The organism is Streptomyces katrae, from assembly GCF_000717655.1.
Classification (GTDB): Bacteria; Actinomycetota; Actinomycetes; order Streptomycetales; family Streptomycetaceae; genus Streptomyces; species Streptomyces katrae_B.
Genome location: NZ_JNZY01000073.1, coordinates 15,647 through 30,147, shown reverse-complemented (window position 1 = coordinate 30,147; position 14,501 = coordinate 15,647). Strand labels below are relative to the sequence as shown.

General features: G+C 70.1%; 7 protein-coding genes, 5 tRNA genes and 3 pseudogenes. 6 read left to right on the top strand and 9 right to left on the bottom strand.

The genetic code is table 11. The annotated features are described in order from the left end of the window. Positions 1-282 precede the first annotated feature (282 nt). Complete coding sequence (ndgR, locus tag IF09_RS0138760) at positions 283-999, top strand: IclR family transcriptional regulator NdgR (RefSeq protein ID WP_030304142.1); 717 nt, start codon at positions 283-285, stop codon at positions 997-999. Positions 1,000-1,179: 180 nt separating this feature from the next. Here ndgR and IF09_RS0138755 read toward each other — a convergent pair. The 9 genes from IF09_RS0138755 to IF09_RS44255 all read right to left on the bottom strand — a co-directional run bounded on the left by IF09_RS0138755 (position 1,180) and on the right by IF09_RS44255 (position 5,172). Beyond that, positions 1,180-1,252 (bottom strand) — tRNA-Glu (locus IF09_RS0138755). Between the two features lie 15 nt (positions 1,253-1,267). After that, a tRNA-Gln gene (locus tag IF09_RS0138750) sits at positions 1,268-1,339 on the bottom strand. A gap of 21 nt (positions 1,340-1,360) precedes the next feature. Further along, positions 1,361-1,433 (bottom strand) — tRNA-Glu (locus tag IF09_RS0138745). 64 nt (positions 1,434-1,497) lie between these two features. After that, positions 1,498-1,570, bottom strand: a tRNA-Glu gene (locus tag IF09_RS0138740). Between the two features lie 27 nt (positions 1,571-1,597). Further along, positions 1,598-1,669: transfer RNA gene (locus IF09_RS0138735), tRNA-Gln, on the bottom strand. A gap of 85 nt (positions 1,670-1,754) precedes the next feature. Continuing rightward, positions 1,755-2,483 carry an HAD family hydrolase gene (locus tag IF09_RS0138730; protein ID WP_030304140.1) on the bottom strand — a complete coding sequence of 243 codons (729 nt, stop codon included), beginning with the start codon at positions 2,481-2,483 and terminating at the stop codon, positions 1,755-1,757. 112 nt (positions 2,484-2,595) lie between these two features. Continuing rightward, a complete protein-coding gene (gltX, locus tag IF09_RS0138725) occupies positions 2,596-4,110 on the bottom strand; it encodes a glutamate--tRNA ligase (RefSeq protein ID WP_037637185.1) in 1,515 nt (504 codons plus the stop codon). Continuing rightward, the gene (locus tag IF09_RS0138720) at positions 4,103-4,891 is read right to left on the bottom strand and encodes a fumarylacetoacetate hydrolase family protein (RefSeq protein WP_030304138.1); all 789 of its coding nucleotides are present in this window, start codon (positions 4,889-4,891) and stop codon (positions 4,103-4,105) included. Before IF09_RS0138720 ends, gltX begins: the two co-directional genes overlap by 8 nt. 98 nt (positions 4,892-4,989) lie before the next feature. After that, positions 4,990-5,172 carry a hypothetical protein gene (locus IF09_RS44255; protein ID WP_030304136.1) on the bottom strand — a complete coding sequence of 61 codons (183 nt, stop codon included), beginning with the start codon at positions 5,170-5,172 and terminating at the stop codon, positions 4,990-4,992. Between the two features lie 563 nt (positions 5,173-5,735). Between IF09_RS44255 and IF09_RS0138710 the strand changes: the two are divergent. The 5 genes and pseudogenes from IF09_RS0138710 to IF09_RS41350 form a co-directional block, all read left to right on the top strand. Beyond that, positions 5,736-9,329 (top strand): annotated as a pseudogene (locus IF09_RS0138710) (nitrate- and nitrite sensing domain-containing protein); the annotation flags it as partial. 1 nt (position 9,330) lies between these two features. Next, positions 9,331-9,426: pseudogene (locus IF09_RS48740) on the top strand (roadblock/LC7 domain-containing protein); the annotation flags it as partial. Positions 9,427-9,438: 12 nt separating this feature from the next. Beyond that, entirely contained in the window at positions 9,439-10,548 is a 1,110-nt protein-coding gene (locus IF09_RS48735) for a DUF742 domain-containing protein (RefSeq protein ID WP_418953105.1), read from the top strand. A gap of 333 nt (positions 10,549-10,881) precedes the next feature. Next, the gene (locus IF09_RS0138700; RefSeq protein ID WP_030304130.1) at positions 10,882-14,079 is read left to right on the top strand and encodes a nitrate- and nitrite sensing domain-containing protein; all 3,198 of its coding nucleotides are present in this window, start codon (positions 10,882-10,884) and stop codon (positions 14,077-14,079) included. After that, positions 14,076-14,439 (top strand): annotated as a pseudogene (locus IF09_RS41350) (roadblock/LC7 domain-containing protein). Before IF09_RS0138700 ends, IF09_RS41350 begins: the two are co-directional and overlap by 4 nt. Positions 14,440-14,501: the final 62 nt, after the last annotated feature.

Here is a 14,501-nt window from a genome sequence, read left to right as displayed (position 1 = left end):
TGCAGCAGGTGCAGATCGATGAAGAGGAGGTCGGGCTCGCCCTCGGCGCGCCGGACGACATGGTCGTCCCAGACCTTCTCCGCGAGTGTCCTACCCATCGCTTTCCCTCCGGCCGGCCGGTTGTGCCGGCGCTTTATAGAGATCTGGTGCGCCTGATCGCCCGGACCCCACGCGCCGGACGACGGCTCGGACCCAGTGGTTCGTGGACCCGCACATACAGACTCGCTGGTTCTTGGAAAAATTGAACTTGCGTTTCACAGTGTGAGACGCGAATATCGTTTCATGGACAACTCTAGCGGCGTCGGCGTTCTCGACAAGGCAGCTCTGGTACTGAGCGCACTGGAGTCCGGTCCGGCCACCCTCGCCGGGCTGGTCGCGGCGACAGGGCTCGCACGACCCACGGCACATCGCCTGGCCGTGGCACTGGAACACCACCGGATGGTGGCGAGGGACATGCAGGGCCGGTTCATCCTCGGACCGCGGCTGGCGGAGCTCGCCGCCGCGGCCGGCGAGGACCGCCTGCTGGCCACGGCGGGACCGGTACTCACCCACCTCCGTGACGTGACGGGCGAGAGCGCGCAGCTCTACCGGCGTCAGGGCGACATGCGCATCTGCGTGGCGGCCGCGGAGCGGCTTTCGGGCCTCCGGGACACCGTCCCGGTGGGCTCCACGCTCCCGATGAAGGCCGGCTCGGCCGCGCAGATCCTGATGGCCTGGGAGGAGCCCGAGCGGCTCCACCGCGGGCTGCAGGGCGCGCGCTTCACGGCGACGGCCCTGTCGGGCGTACGGCGCCGCGGCTGGGCGCAGTCGATCGGCGAGCGGGAGCCCGGCGTGGCGTCGGTCTCGGCGCCGGTGCGCGGGCCGTCGAACCGCGTGGTGGCCGCCGTGTCGGTCTCCGGGCCGATCGAGCGCCTGACCCGCCACCCGGGCCGGATGCACGCCCAGGCCGTCATCGACGCGGCCGCCCGCCTGACGGAGGCCCTGCGCCGCTCCGGCTGACCTCCCGGCCCTTCCCCACTCCCCCGGGCCCGGGGGCGCGTACGACGCCGCACACGTCCGAACACGCGCCTCCGGGCCCGCACTTGTACGGGCCCGGTACGGCCCGGTACGGGGGTGGGAGTGCGTTCGGGAACAGCGAAGAGGCCCTCCGCGACGAACGCGGAGGGCCTCTTCCGTGCGTACCCCCGACCGGATTCGAACCGGCGCTACCGCCTTGAGAGGGCGGCGTGCTAGGCCGCTACACAACGGGGGCTTGCTCTGTACTGCGCTGGGCTACCAGGACTCGAACCTAGAACAAAGGAACCAGAAACCTTCGTGTTGCCAATTACACCATAGCCCAATGTGGTCTATACCAGACCAGTACCCCCGACCGGATTCGAACCGGCGCTACCGCCTTGAGAGGGCGGCGTGCTAGGCCGCTACACAACGGGGGCCCTAGCGATCCTGCATCAAGACGTCCGGGAGCTACCCAAATGGAGATCTTGCGGGAAGGATCTGTACCCCCGACCGGATTCGAACCGGCGCTACCGCCTTGAGAGGGCGGCGTGCTAGGCCGCTACACAACGGGGGCAAAGCACTGCGTTACTACTGCACTGCGCTGGGGTACCAGGACTCGAACCTAGAATAAGGGAACCAGAAACCCTCGTGTTGCCAATTACACTATACCCCACCGAAAGTCAACCCCCTGGGGGCTTTTCTTTCGAGTGGCGCCTCCGTCCGGCCTTTCGGCCCGCTCCGGCGGCGCAGAAAGAACATTACCGGATGCCTGACCGTGCTCCAAAACGGGTATCCGAGGCCAGCAGCTCCGGGAGCCGGGCGAGCCCGGCGATCCGGTGCACGCCGACGGGGCCCGGCCCCCGTCCGCCGTCGCGGTCGAGCCAGACCGCGGTCAGCCCGGCGTCGCGGGCGCCGCGCGCATCGATCTCCGGCTGGTCCCCCACGTACGCCACGTCGCCCGGCGGCAGCCCGAGCGCCGCGCAGGCCGCCAGGAAGGCCGCTGCCTCGGGCTTGCTGATGCCCAGTTCCGCGGCGCACACGAGCACCTCGAAGCGCTCGCGCAGCCCGAGGTGGCGCAGCTTGGGGTCCTGGTTGACGGTGGAGGAGTTGGAGAGCACCCCGTGCCGGTAGCCGGCCGCGAGGGCGTCCAGTACGGGCACGACGTCGGGGAACAGCGTCCAGGCGGCCTTGTAGTGCACCACGTACCGGTCGAACCAGCCGTCGGCATCGGCCGCGCTCATCCCGGGCTCGCCGAGGAAGTCCCGTACCCGGTCGCGGCGCTGCTCCTGGAAGCCCACCTCCCCGGCGGCGAAGCGCTCCCAGTGGCGGGTGGTGATCTCCCGCCACAGCGCGAGCGCCTGCGCGGGGGACCCGTACCGCTGCGCGATGCCCTCCTCGGCGAGCCGGCGCGCGAGGCCGGCGCTGTCCGCCCCCGTGTAGTCGAACAGGGTGTCGTCGATGTCCCACAGCACGGCGCGGATCGGCATACCTCCGACGCTACGACATCGTGGGGCGCCGCCCCCGGGGTTTGCCGAAACACCTCAGGGGGCGGCGGCCGGGATCCTTCCCCGGCCGCCGCCCCCTGAGGGACACGCGGGGTTACGCGGCGAGCTTGGCCAGGGCCGCGTCGATGCGGGACAGCGAGCGGTCCTTGCCCAGGATCTGCAGGGACTCGAAGAGCGGCAGGCCGACCGTGCGGCCGGTGACGGCCACGCGGACCGGGGCCTGGGCCTTGCCGAGCTTGAGCCCGTGGGCCTCGCCGGCGGTCAGGACGGCCTGCTTGAGGGACTCGGGGTCGCTCCAGTCGGCCGCGTCCAGGCTGGCGCGGGCGGTGGTCAGGAGGGCCGCGGGCTCGCCCTTCATCGCCTTGTCCCAGGACGCCTGGTCCTCGACCGGCTCCTTGCGGAACAGGAAGTCGACGTTGGCGGTGATGTCCGACAGGACGGTCACGCGGGTCTGGGCGTACGGCGCGATGGCCGCCCAGGCCTCGGCGTCGAAGTCCTCCGCCTCCCAGTTGGCGTGCGGGGCCTGCAGCCACGGGACGCAGGCGTCCGCGAAGGCCTTCGGGTCCAGCAGGCGGATGTGGTCGGCGTTGATGGCCTCGGCCTTCTTGAGGTCGAAGCGCGCAGGGTTGGCGTTGACGTCCGGGATGTCGAACTTCGCCACCATCTCCTCGATCGAGAAGACGTCCTGGTCCTTGGAGAAGGACCAGCCGAGGAGCGAGAGGTAGTTCAGCAGGCCCTCGGGGAGGAAGCCGCGCTCGCGGTACAGGTTGAGCGAGCTCTCCGGGTCGCGCTTGGAGAGCTTCTTGTTGCCCTCGCCCATGACGTACGGCAGGTGGCCGAACTGCGGGACGCCGGTGGCGACGCCGAGCTCCATCAGCGCCTTGTAGAGCGCGATCTGGCGCGGGGTGGAGGACAGCAGGTCCTCGCCGCGGAGCACGTGCGTGATCTGCATCAGCGCGTCGTCGACCGGGTTGACGAGCGTGTACAGCGGGGCGCCGTTGGCCCGCAGGATGCCGAAGTCGGAGACGTTCTCCGGGGTGACGGAGATCTCGCCGCGGACCAGGTCCGTGAAGGTGATCGTCTCGTCGGGCATCCGGAAGCGGACGATCGAGGGGCGGTGCTCGCCCTGGTACGCCTCCAGCTGCACCCGCGTCAGCTCGCGGCAGTGGCCGTCGTAGCCGGAGGGCTTGCCGGCGGCGCGGGCGGCGGCGCGGCGCGCGTCCAGCTCCTCGGTGGTGCAGTAGCAGTCGTAGGCGTAGCCGCCGTCACGCAGGCGCTGGGCGATGTCCGCGTAGATGTCCATGCGCTCGGACTGGCGGTACGGGGCGTGCGGGCCGCCCACCTCGGGGCCCTCGTCCCAGGTGAAGCCGAGCCAGCGCAGCGAGTCGAGCAGCTGGACGTACGACTCCTCGGAGTCGCGGGCCGCGTCGGTGTCCTCGATGCGGAAGACGAACGTGCCGCCGTGGTGGCGGGCGAACGCCCAGTTGAAGAGGGCGGTCCGGACCAGGCCCACGTGGGGGTTGCCGGTCGGGGAGGGACAGAAACGTACGCGCGGGGGTACCCCCTGTTCGAGCGAAGTCGAGAGCTTGGGGGAGTTCGCGTTAGTCACGCTTGATCACCTTGTTGGTGAGAGTGCCGATGCCTTCGATGGTGACGGCGACCTCGTCGCCGACGTTGAGGGGGCCGACTCCGGCCGGGGTCCCCGTGAGGATGACGTCGCCGGGGAGCAGCGTCATGGCCTCGGTGATGTGGACGACGAGGTCCTCGATGGAGCGGACCATGTCGCTGGTGCGGCCGAGCTGGCGCTGTTCGCCGTTCACGGTGCACTGGATGGTCAGATCGCTCGGGTCGAGCTCGGTCTCGATCCACGGGCCGAGGGGGCAGGAGCTGTCGAAGCCCTTGGCCCGGGCCCACTGCTTCTCGCGCTGCTGGACATCGCGGGCGGTGACGTCGTTGGCGCAGGTGTAGCCGAGGATCACGTCCTTGACGCGCTCCTTCGGGACCTCTCGGCACATGCGGCCGATGACCACGGCGAGCTCCGCCTCGTGGTGGAGGTCCTGGGAGAAGGAGGGGTACGTGATCGGGTCGCCCGGGCCGACCACCGAGGTGGACGGCTTGAAGAAGGTGATCGGGACGTCCGGGACCTCGTTTCCGAGCTCCGCCGCGTGCTCCGCGTAGTTGCGGCCGATGGCCACGACCTTGTTCGGGAGCACGGGCGGCAGCAGCCGGACCTTGCTCAGCGGGACCTTCGTGCCCGAGAGCTCGAAGTCCGCGAACGGAATGCCCTTGATGATGTCGAGGACGAGCTCACCTTCGGCGCCGGGGGCGGTGTTGCCCTCGACCGCGCCGAACGCGACATTGCCGTCGATGGAGAACCTGGCGATGCGCACGTGTTGCGTCTGCCCCTCTGTATTTCCGCCGGCTGGAGTCTGCGTCCCCAGGCTAACGCGGCAGGCAGCGGCGCTTCGCGCTCCTTTTGCCGTGTGGCTTACTGCGCGGCGGCGACCGGCGCGTCCATCAGGATCGTGCGGCGCGGGTTCGCGGTCTGGGCGGGGAGCTCGACGGCGTGCTCCGGAGCCTCGGTCGCCTGCAGCTCCTCGGCGTCCTTGAGGTGCGCGAGGGTGGTGCGGCGGGGGTTGGCTATGTTGCGGAACATCATCGTCGTCTTCACGGTGTCTCGGGCCCTCGGCTCGGTTGTGGGGTGGGGTTGTCGGATCCGTCAACCCTGTAAAGGGCAAGGCTAAACATCCGATTCCCCGGCTCAACCGGGAAGTAATGGCCACGGCTGTGTGAGTTTGCTCACCCGTGACCAGGCAATACGGGCATAACGGACGGTTGATTTAGGGTGGCGAAACGGACATTGCGCCACTGAATCAGCCATTCCGCTCCTGATCATCTCGACTGGGACACCTTGCCAGCCGTCGCGTTTGGATGACGTAAGTCCGTTTCCTCCCGAAAGGCGGACCACATCGCGTAGTGCGGCCGTCACGGCACGTCACCGACTCCCCGGGCTGACACGCGCACCTTGTTGGAGATCCGCCACTGTGCTGGAATTCGCGGGACCGCCGCGGGAACAGCCGGCGCGCAGGTGGCGCGACACAGCGCCGCGCGCGGCGGCAAGGAGAGGGAGACGCGCCGGTCACCGACGACCACCATGGGGCCGAACTGCCCCACGACTCGACACCGTCCCACCGGTCGCCCGGCGGGACGCCTGGTCCAGAGGTTGCGACGCTAGTGCAGGGACGATTCAAGAGGGATGGCAGCGCTGCGGCGGAGCAGGAGCCGCGCGGCGGGACCGACCGTGGCTCCTCGCCCCAGCACGCCCAGAACCGCGGGCCGGCTGTCGAAGGCGCAGGCTCCGACTCCTCCGCCACGGTGAACGCGGTGAAGGGGAAGGCGCGCCTCAAGCCCCGTGGCAAGGCGAAGAGCGAAGAGCCGGCCGACAAGGACGTGGCGATACCGAAGGCCCCCAGCGGGCCCGGTTCACGCTTCGCCATGCAGAACTGGCGCATCAGCACGCGACTCGTGTCGCTGCTGACCCTGCCGGTCGTCGCCGCCACCACGCTCGGTGGCTTCCGCATCAACGACTCGCTCAACGACATCGACCAGCTGGAGCACATGCAGCTGCTGACGACGATGACCCGGCAGGCCACCAACCTGGCCGCCATGCTCCAGGAGGAGCGGGACAGGTCGGCCGGTCCGCTGTCGGCCGACAAGTCGGGCAAGCCCAACACCCTCGTCACGGGCGTCCGCGACCAGACCGACGCCGCCGCCAAGGCCTTCGCCGCCGCGACCGACAAGGTCGACGGCGCGGAGGACAAGGACGAGACCCTCAAGTCGATCCGCAACAACATCCTGCAGATCGGCCGCCAGCTCACCGGCATCGAGGAAATCCGCAAGAACGCGTACCGCAACAGCGCCCAGCAGACGGTCACCGAGTACAACGCGCTGATCGTCTCGTTGCTCTCGCTCTCCCAGGACATGGCGCAGGCCACCTCCAGCCCGGAGATGATCAAGCGTACGCGCGCCCTGGCGGCCTTCTCCTCCGCCAAGGAGTACGCCTCGATCCAGCGCGCCGTCATCGCCGCCTCGCTGCCCGACAGCGGCGCGCCCACCAACAACTTCAGCGAGAACGACCGCCTGTACGCCCTCGCCGCGCTCCGCGGCGAGAGCCAGGCGAAGAAGACCTTCGAACTCGTCTACCAGGGCAAGCCCGAGGAGCTCCTCGCGGTGCTCGGCGACGGCAACGCGGAGATCGGCAAGGCGGACCACTACACCCGCCGCGTCCTGTCGACCCAGGGTCAGTTCGCCAAGGAGACGCAGTACCGGTCCTGGATGGACTGGTACGACGCGGACGACACCAAGATCCAGGCGATGAAGCAGATCGAGCTCACCCTGCTCGAGGACATGGAGCAGAAGGCCCGCGAGCTCAAGAACTCCTCGCAGCAGGACGCCATCATCAACGGTGCCCTGATCCTCCTCGTCCTCGGTGTCTCGCTCGTCGGTGCCTTCGTCATGGCGCGGTCGATGATCCGCTCGCTGCGCCGCCTGCAGGACACCGCGACCCGGGTCGCCCAGGACCGACTGCCCGAGCTCGTCAAGCAGCTGTCCGACTCCGACCCGCAGGACGTGGACACGTCCGTGGAGTCGGTCGGCCTGCACACCCGCGACGAGATCGGCCAGGTGGCCGCGGCCTTCGACGACGTGCACCGCGAGGCCGTCCGCCTCGCCGCCGAGCAGGCCCTCCTCCGGGGCAACGTCAACGCGATGTTCACCAACCTCTCGCGCCGTTCGCAGGGCCTCATCCAGCGCCAGCTCTCGCTCATCTCCGAGCTCGAGTCGCGCGAGGCCGACCCGGACCAGCTGTCCTCGCTCTTCAAGCTCGACCACCTCGCGACCCGTATGCGCCGTAACGGCGAAAACCTCCTCGTCCTCGCGGGCGAGGAGCCGGGCCGCCGCTGGACCCGCCCCGTCCCGCTCGTCGACGTGCTCCGTGCCGCGGCGTCCGAGGTGGAGCAGTACGAGCGCATCGAACTGGCGTCGGTGCCCGGCACCGATGTCGCCGGCCGCGTCGTCAACGACCTCGTGCACCTGCTCGCCGAGCTGCTGGAGAACGCCACGTCGTTCTCCTCCCCGCAGACCAAGGTCAAGGTCACCGGTCACGCGCTGCCCGACGGCCGCGTGCTCGTGGAGATCCACGACACCGGTATCGGCCTCTCCCCGGAGGACCTCGCCGCGATCAACGAGCGGCTCGCGTCGCCGCCGACCGTGGACGTCTCCGTCTCCCGCCGCATGGGCCTGTTCGTGGTCGGCCGCCTGTCCCTGCGACACGGCATCCGCATCCAGCTGCGCCCGTCCGACTCGGGCGGTACGACGGCCCTCGTCATGCTGCCGGTGGACGTCGCCCAGGGCGGCAAGAAGCCGGGTCCGATGCCGGGCCAGGGCGGTCAGGGCGCTCCCGGCGGTCCGGGCTCCGGCGGCCAGCAGGGCATGCCGGGTGCTTCCGCGCAGGGTTCCGTCCCGGGCGGCGGCGCACGCCAGCCCGTGGGCGCCGGCCCGCAGCGCGGCCAGGTGTACGGCGGCGGCCAGCGTGCCGCGCTGCCGGGACGCGACGGCGGTCCGCAGGGCGGTCCCGGTGCCCGTCCGCAGCAGGGCGGCACCGGCGGGCGTCCGCAGGGCGGTCCGGGCATGTCCGGGATGCCGGGCGCTCCGACCGGCCAGGGCCAGGGTGCCTTCGGCGGCGGTGCCCCGCTGCCGGGCCGCGGTCCGGCCGGCGCTCCCCCGTCGCGTCCGATGTCCGCGCCCACGGCCTCCGGCCAGGCCGGGTTCCCGCAGGGCAACGGCTTCGAGCGGCCGCAGACGCCGCAGCAGCCCGCCCCCACGGGCCCGGTTCCCTCGGCCCAGGCGCCCGCCGCCCCGGCTCCGCGCGGCAACCGTCCGCAGCTGCCGCCGCGCGGTGGCGCCCCCCGTCCGGAGCTTCCGGGCGCGGGCGGCGGTCCCGCCGGGATCCCGCAGACCACCAGCTGGGGCGCCGACCAGGCGCGCAGCGGCGGCCAGGAGGTCCCGCGCGGCCACGACGAGCTCTCGGGCCCCGGTTCGACGGCGGAGTTCCCCCGCCCGGACTTCAACGCCCCGCGCCCGCCGGCCGGCAACAGCACCACCGGGCAGTTCGAGCGCCCGGAGCTGCGCGGTCCGGCGGACCCGTCCACCACGGGCCAGTTCGCCCGACCGGACTACCAGGCCCCGCGGCCCGGCGGCCCCGGAGTCGGCGGATACGCCCAGCAGCAGCCCCAGGCCCCGCAGTTGCCGCAGGTCTCCCAGCCGGAGGCGCTGCCGCCGGCCCCGAGCACCGGCAACGAGCGCAGCCCGATCTTCGACACCCTGGAGTCGAACTGGTTCCACCAGGAGGGCCAGCAGTCCTCCGGTCAGGCGCCGGCCGTACCCCAGCAGCAGTCCGCCCCGGCTCCGGCTCCCCAGCAGCGCCCGCAGCAGCCGCTGCCGCAGCGCGGCCAGGAGCCCGCGGCCGAGCCCGCCCAGGCGGCGAACGGCAGCTCGCCGACCGTCAGCTGGCGGTCCTCGCCGAACGACGAGCTGATGCGGCAGGCCGAGCGCGTGCGCCAGCCCGCCGCCGGCGGCATCACCACCTCGGGGCTGCCCCGCCGAGTACCACGGGCGAACCTCGTGGCCGGCACCGCGCAGCAGCAGGCCGACGCACAGACCGGCCCGCAGGTCTCGCGAGCTCCGGACGACGTCCGCGGCCGTCTGACCAACCTCCGACGGGGTATCCAGCAGGGGCGTCAGGCCGGCAACAACGGCCCGGCGACCGGCGATGAGCCAGGCGGCACAGAACCTGAACTGGTTGATCACCAACTTCGTGGACAACACCCCCGGGGTGTCCCACACGGTGGTGGTCTCCGCCGACGGCCTCCTTCTGGCGATGTCCGAGGGCTTTCCCCGGGACCGCGCCGATCAGCTGGCGGCCGTGGAGCCTCCCGCATCTTCGAGGGTGGCGCCGTCAACCAGACCGTCGTCGAGATGGACCGGGGATTCCTCTTCCTCATGTCCGTCTCGGACGGATCCTCGCTGGCCGTACTCGCACACCCCGAATGCGACATCGGCCTCGTCGGCTACGAGATGGCCCTCCTCGTGGACCGCGCCGGCAGCGTCCTCACCCCGGACCTGCGCGCGGAGCTGCAGGGAAGCCTGCTCATCTGACGCCACATCTCCCGGCCGGACGGTACTTCCGGCCGGGAGACCGGGGCTCCGGCCCCGGAACCCAGTACCACCGCCAGGCCGTCATACCGTCCCCCCACCGGCCGCCCCGTCAGACGGCACGCTGACCACTGCTGTCCAGCCCGGAGGATCAATGACCCCGCCCCCCGCCTACTCCGATTCGTACGGCGATTCGTCGTACTCGGAAGGCGACCAGCCGCTCGTTCGCCCGTACGCGATGACCGGCGGACGGACCCGGCCGCGCTACCAGCTCGCCATAGAGGCGCTGGTCAGCACCACGGCCGATCCGATGCACCTGTCCGGCCTGCTTCCCGAGCACCAGCGCATCTGCACGCTGTGCCGCGAGGTCAAGTCGGTCGCGGAGGTCTCCGCACTGCTGTCGATGCCGCTCGGTGTCGCCCGGATCCTCGTCGCCGACCTGGCCGAGGCCGGAATGGTGGCCATGGACTTCGGCCGCATCACCCTGGACCAGGACCTGATCCTGTACCTCTTCGGTACCCCCGGTCAGGACCGGTTCTGGTTCATGTGGGACGACCTCGTCCGGGGCGCCATCGGTGCCATCGTGCTCGTCGACACCCGCCGCCTCGCCGACTGCTTCCCCGCGGTCGACTACTTCGAGAACAGCGGCCTGCCGTTCGTCGTGGCCCTCAACGGCTTCGAGGGACACCAGCCGTACACCCCCGAGGAAGTCCGCGAGGCCCTGCAGATCGGCCCGGACGCTCCGATCATCACCACCGACGCCCGCCACCGCGCGGACGCCAAGAGCGCGCTCATCACGCTGGTCGAGCACGCCCTCATGGCCCGACTCAAGTAACACGATTCGCGTCACGCGGCTCAAGGGGCACCACTCAAGTACCACGGGTTCTTCACAACGTGATAGGGCGGGCTGTGTCATAGGACACGGCCCGCCCTCTCGGTTCATAACGTTTCGACAGAGAATTGCCGCGAGTTGGACACAGGGTGCGGTCGGCCGGTGCCGCTGCGCGCACGAATGACTCCATTTTTGCTGCCGCTCGCTCTTTATGTCCGATTTATGCGGGACATAAGTCTCTTGGAACGGCTGATTCCAACTGTTTGGAACACGGCCGTTCACCGTGCTGGAATTCAACTAACTAGCTAGTAGCACCGCCGGAAGGTTGTTGGTCGAGTGAGGCGAAGCAACTCGAGCCCCGCGGATGAACCCGCGCGCGGCAACTTCACCCCGCCGCAGCGCGCGGCCGCGTCGCCCGTCGACGTACCCGTGGACCCACCGGCGAAGAGCGGCAGCACCAGCAGGTTCGCACCCCGTAACTGGCGCGTGCCGACCAAGCTGAACGCCATCCTGCTCGTACCCGTCCTCGTCGGACTGGTCATGGGCGGCTTCCAGGTGAAGGGCTCCCTAGACAGCTGGAACGAGGCCAAGGACGCCGAGAAGACGGCCCGCATCGTCCAGGCGGCGGCCGAATACGGCCAGGCCCTCCTCAACGAGCGCGACCTGACGGCCGAACCTCTCCTTCGGGGCGACGCCAACAACGCGGTCGTCGCGAAGGCCCGGGACGCCACGGACCTGGCCAAGGAAAGGTTCGCCCAGGCCTCCAAGGACCTGCCCTCGAACGCGAACCAGGGGCTGGCGCGCCGCCTCGAGCTCTTCCGCCAGGAGGAGCCCAAGCTCGCGGCCGTCCGGCAGACGGCGTACACCGCGCAGGAGACGGACAAGAAGAACCCGCCCAGCGCGAACGGTCCGATCCCGACCGAAGAGGGGTACGTGCTGGTCCAGCACTACCTCATGACGTTCTCCAATGAACTCGGCCTGGGCACCGGCAACGTCACCAGCTACGGCCGCATGGTCTACGCGGTCGAGCTGGCCAAGGCCGCCAACTCGCTCCAGCGCTCCGTCGGCACCCACCTGCTGGTCCGGCCCAACGAGAACGAACAGGTCCGCAAGGCCCAGCTCGTGGCCTTCTCCTCCTACGCCTACCTCGAGGAAATCGCCATCGGCGAGTACGTCGCGGCCGGCACCGAGGACGACGTGGCCCGCCTCAAGGAGGTCATGGGCAAGAAGTCGCAGGAGGGCGCCGCCAAGCTCGCTGCCGCCAAGCAGCAGGCCGAGCAGGCCGGCACCGTCTTCAAGGCTCCGCCCATGGTGAACGGTTCCGCGCTCACCGGCATGACCGAGGCGATAGCCGGCGGCGGCGACAAGAACAAGCTCGCCGCGAACGGCACCACGCCCCAGGCCTGGCAGGCTGCGGCCACCGCCAAGTTCGAGGGCTACGCCGAGATCGAGAAGGACCTCCTCGCCAAGGCCGTCGACGACTCAGTCGCGGTCTCCGACGAGGCCCGCAACGATGCCATCTGGACCGGCGCCGTCGTGGTCGTGGCCCTGCTCGCCGCCTTCATCCTGGCCGGCATGATGGCCCGCTCGATGAGCCGCTCGATGCGCCGCCTGCGCTCCGCCGCGTTCGACGTCGCCGAGCAGCGCCTGCCGATGCTCGTCGACCAGCTCTCGCGCACCGACCCGGGCAAGGTCGACACCCGTGTCGCCCCGATCCCGATCAACTCCCAGGACGAGATCGGCGAGGTCGCCCGCGCCTTCGACCAGGTCCACCGGGAAGCGGTCCGGCTCGCCGCCGAGCAGGCGCTCCTGCGAGGGAACGTCAACGCGATCTTCACGAACCTCTCGATGCGCAACCAGTCGCTGATCGAGGGCCAGCTGACCCTCATCACCGACCTGGAGAACAACGAGGCCGACCCGGACCAGCTGGAGAACCTCTTCCGCCTGGACCACCTGGCCACCCGTATGCGCCGCAACGGCGAGAACCTCCTCATCCTCGCGGGTGAGGAGCCGGGCCGCCGCTGGGACCAGCCGGTCCCCCTCGTCGACGTCCTGCGCGCCGCCTCCTCCGAGGTGGAGCAGTACGAGCGCATCGAGCTCTCGGGCGTCTCCGAGGCCGAGATCCACGGCCAGGCCGTGACCGACCTCGTGCACCTGCTCGCCGAGCTCCTGGAGAACGCCACCACGTTCTCCTCCCCGCAGACCAAGGTCCGCGTCAACGCCACGCGTCTGCCCGACGGCCGCGTCATGGTCGAGATCCACGACAAGGGCATCGGCCTCACCGCCGAGGACTTCGCGGACATCAACCACAAGCTGGCCAACCCGCCGACGGTGGACGCCGCGATCTCCCAGCGCATGGGTCTGTTCGTGGTCGGCCGGCTGGCGGACCGCCACAGCATCCGGGTCCAGCTGCGCCCCTCGGGCGAGGCCGCCGGCACCACGTCGCTGGTCATGCTGCCCGACGCGATCACCCATGGTGGTGGTGGCGAGGGGATCCCGGACGACGACTTCACGGTGTCCTCGATGATCCCTCAGCAGTCGGCCCAGCAGGCCGTGCCGATGCGTACGGCGGCCGAGCTCGGCTTCGACGACTCCAGGTACGAAGCCAGAGGGGTCGACGCCCAGGGCGGCGACGCCGCCGGGCTCAACCCGGTCGGCCGCTCCCTGGCCCAGCAGGAGCGCAGAGCCGCGCTCGAGGCCCAGGTCTACGGGCAGGAACAGCAGGCCGGGTACTCCGAGCAGGAGTATGCGGAACCGCAGCCGGAGCACGGGTACCAGCAGTACCAGGAGTACGAGCAGCAGCCCGAGCAGGGTTACGACACCTCGTACGACTCCCAGCAGGCCCACGGGGCCCAGCAGGGCTACGAGGCGTACCCGCAGCAGGACTACACCTATCCGGAAGCCGGCTACCAGGATCGGCAGCAGGGCGCCCAGGCGTACGACGGCGGCTACGGATCCCGGTCCCAGCAGGCAGAGTGGCCCGAGCAGAACACCTACTCCGGCGGCTACCAGCAGGGGTACGGGACCGAATCGGAACCCCAGGCCGCTCCCGAACCCGCCCCGGAGCGCGTAGGCTTCGACCGTCCGGGCGCCGCTGCCGACACCGGCCACGAAGTGACCGGAGCGGGCCTGCCGCGCCGCGGCAGCCAGCAGCAGTGGCAGCCGGCACAGAAGGAAGCGGAGTCCACCGGATCCCTCTTCGAGCAGCGGCCGCCGCGACAGCAGCAGCCCGCCGCCCCGGAGCGGGACGAGGAAGGCAGCAACGACTGGCGCTCGAACAACGACGAGCGCTGGCAGCAGGCCGCAAAACTCCGTGAGCCGAAGGCGGGCGGGGTCACCCCGTCCGGACTCCCTCGGCGCGTGCCCAAGGCCAACCTGGTCGAGGGCGCGGCGGAGACGACCCCGCAGGGCGGCCCCCAGGTCTCCCGCGCACCGGAGGACGTCCGCGGCAGGTTGAGCAATCTGCGGCGCGGTGTCCAGCAGGGACGCAGCGCGGGTTCTGAGCAGTCAAGTAACAGCTATGACCAGGGATGAGCCAGGCGGCACAGAACCTGAACTGGTTGATCACCAACTTCGTGGACAACACCCCCGGGGTGTCCCACACGGTGGTGGTCTCCGCCGACGGCCTTCTTCTGGCGATGTCCGACGGATTCCCGCGCGACCGCAGCCTCCCGCATCTTCGAGGGTGGCGCCGTCAACCAGACCGTCGTCGAGATGGACCGGGGATTCCTCTTCCTCATGTCCGTCTCGGACGGATCCTCGCTCGCGGTGCTCGCGCACCCCGAGTGCGACATCGGCCTCGTGGGCTATGAGATGGCCCTCCTTGTGGACCGAGCAGGCAGTGTCCTCACTCCGGAACTGCGTTCGGAGCTGCAGGGAAGTCTTCTCAACTAGCAAACAGGCAGTGCGTTTCGCGTCATCGCACCATAGGGTGCGGTGGCGCGGTTCCACAGGGA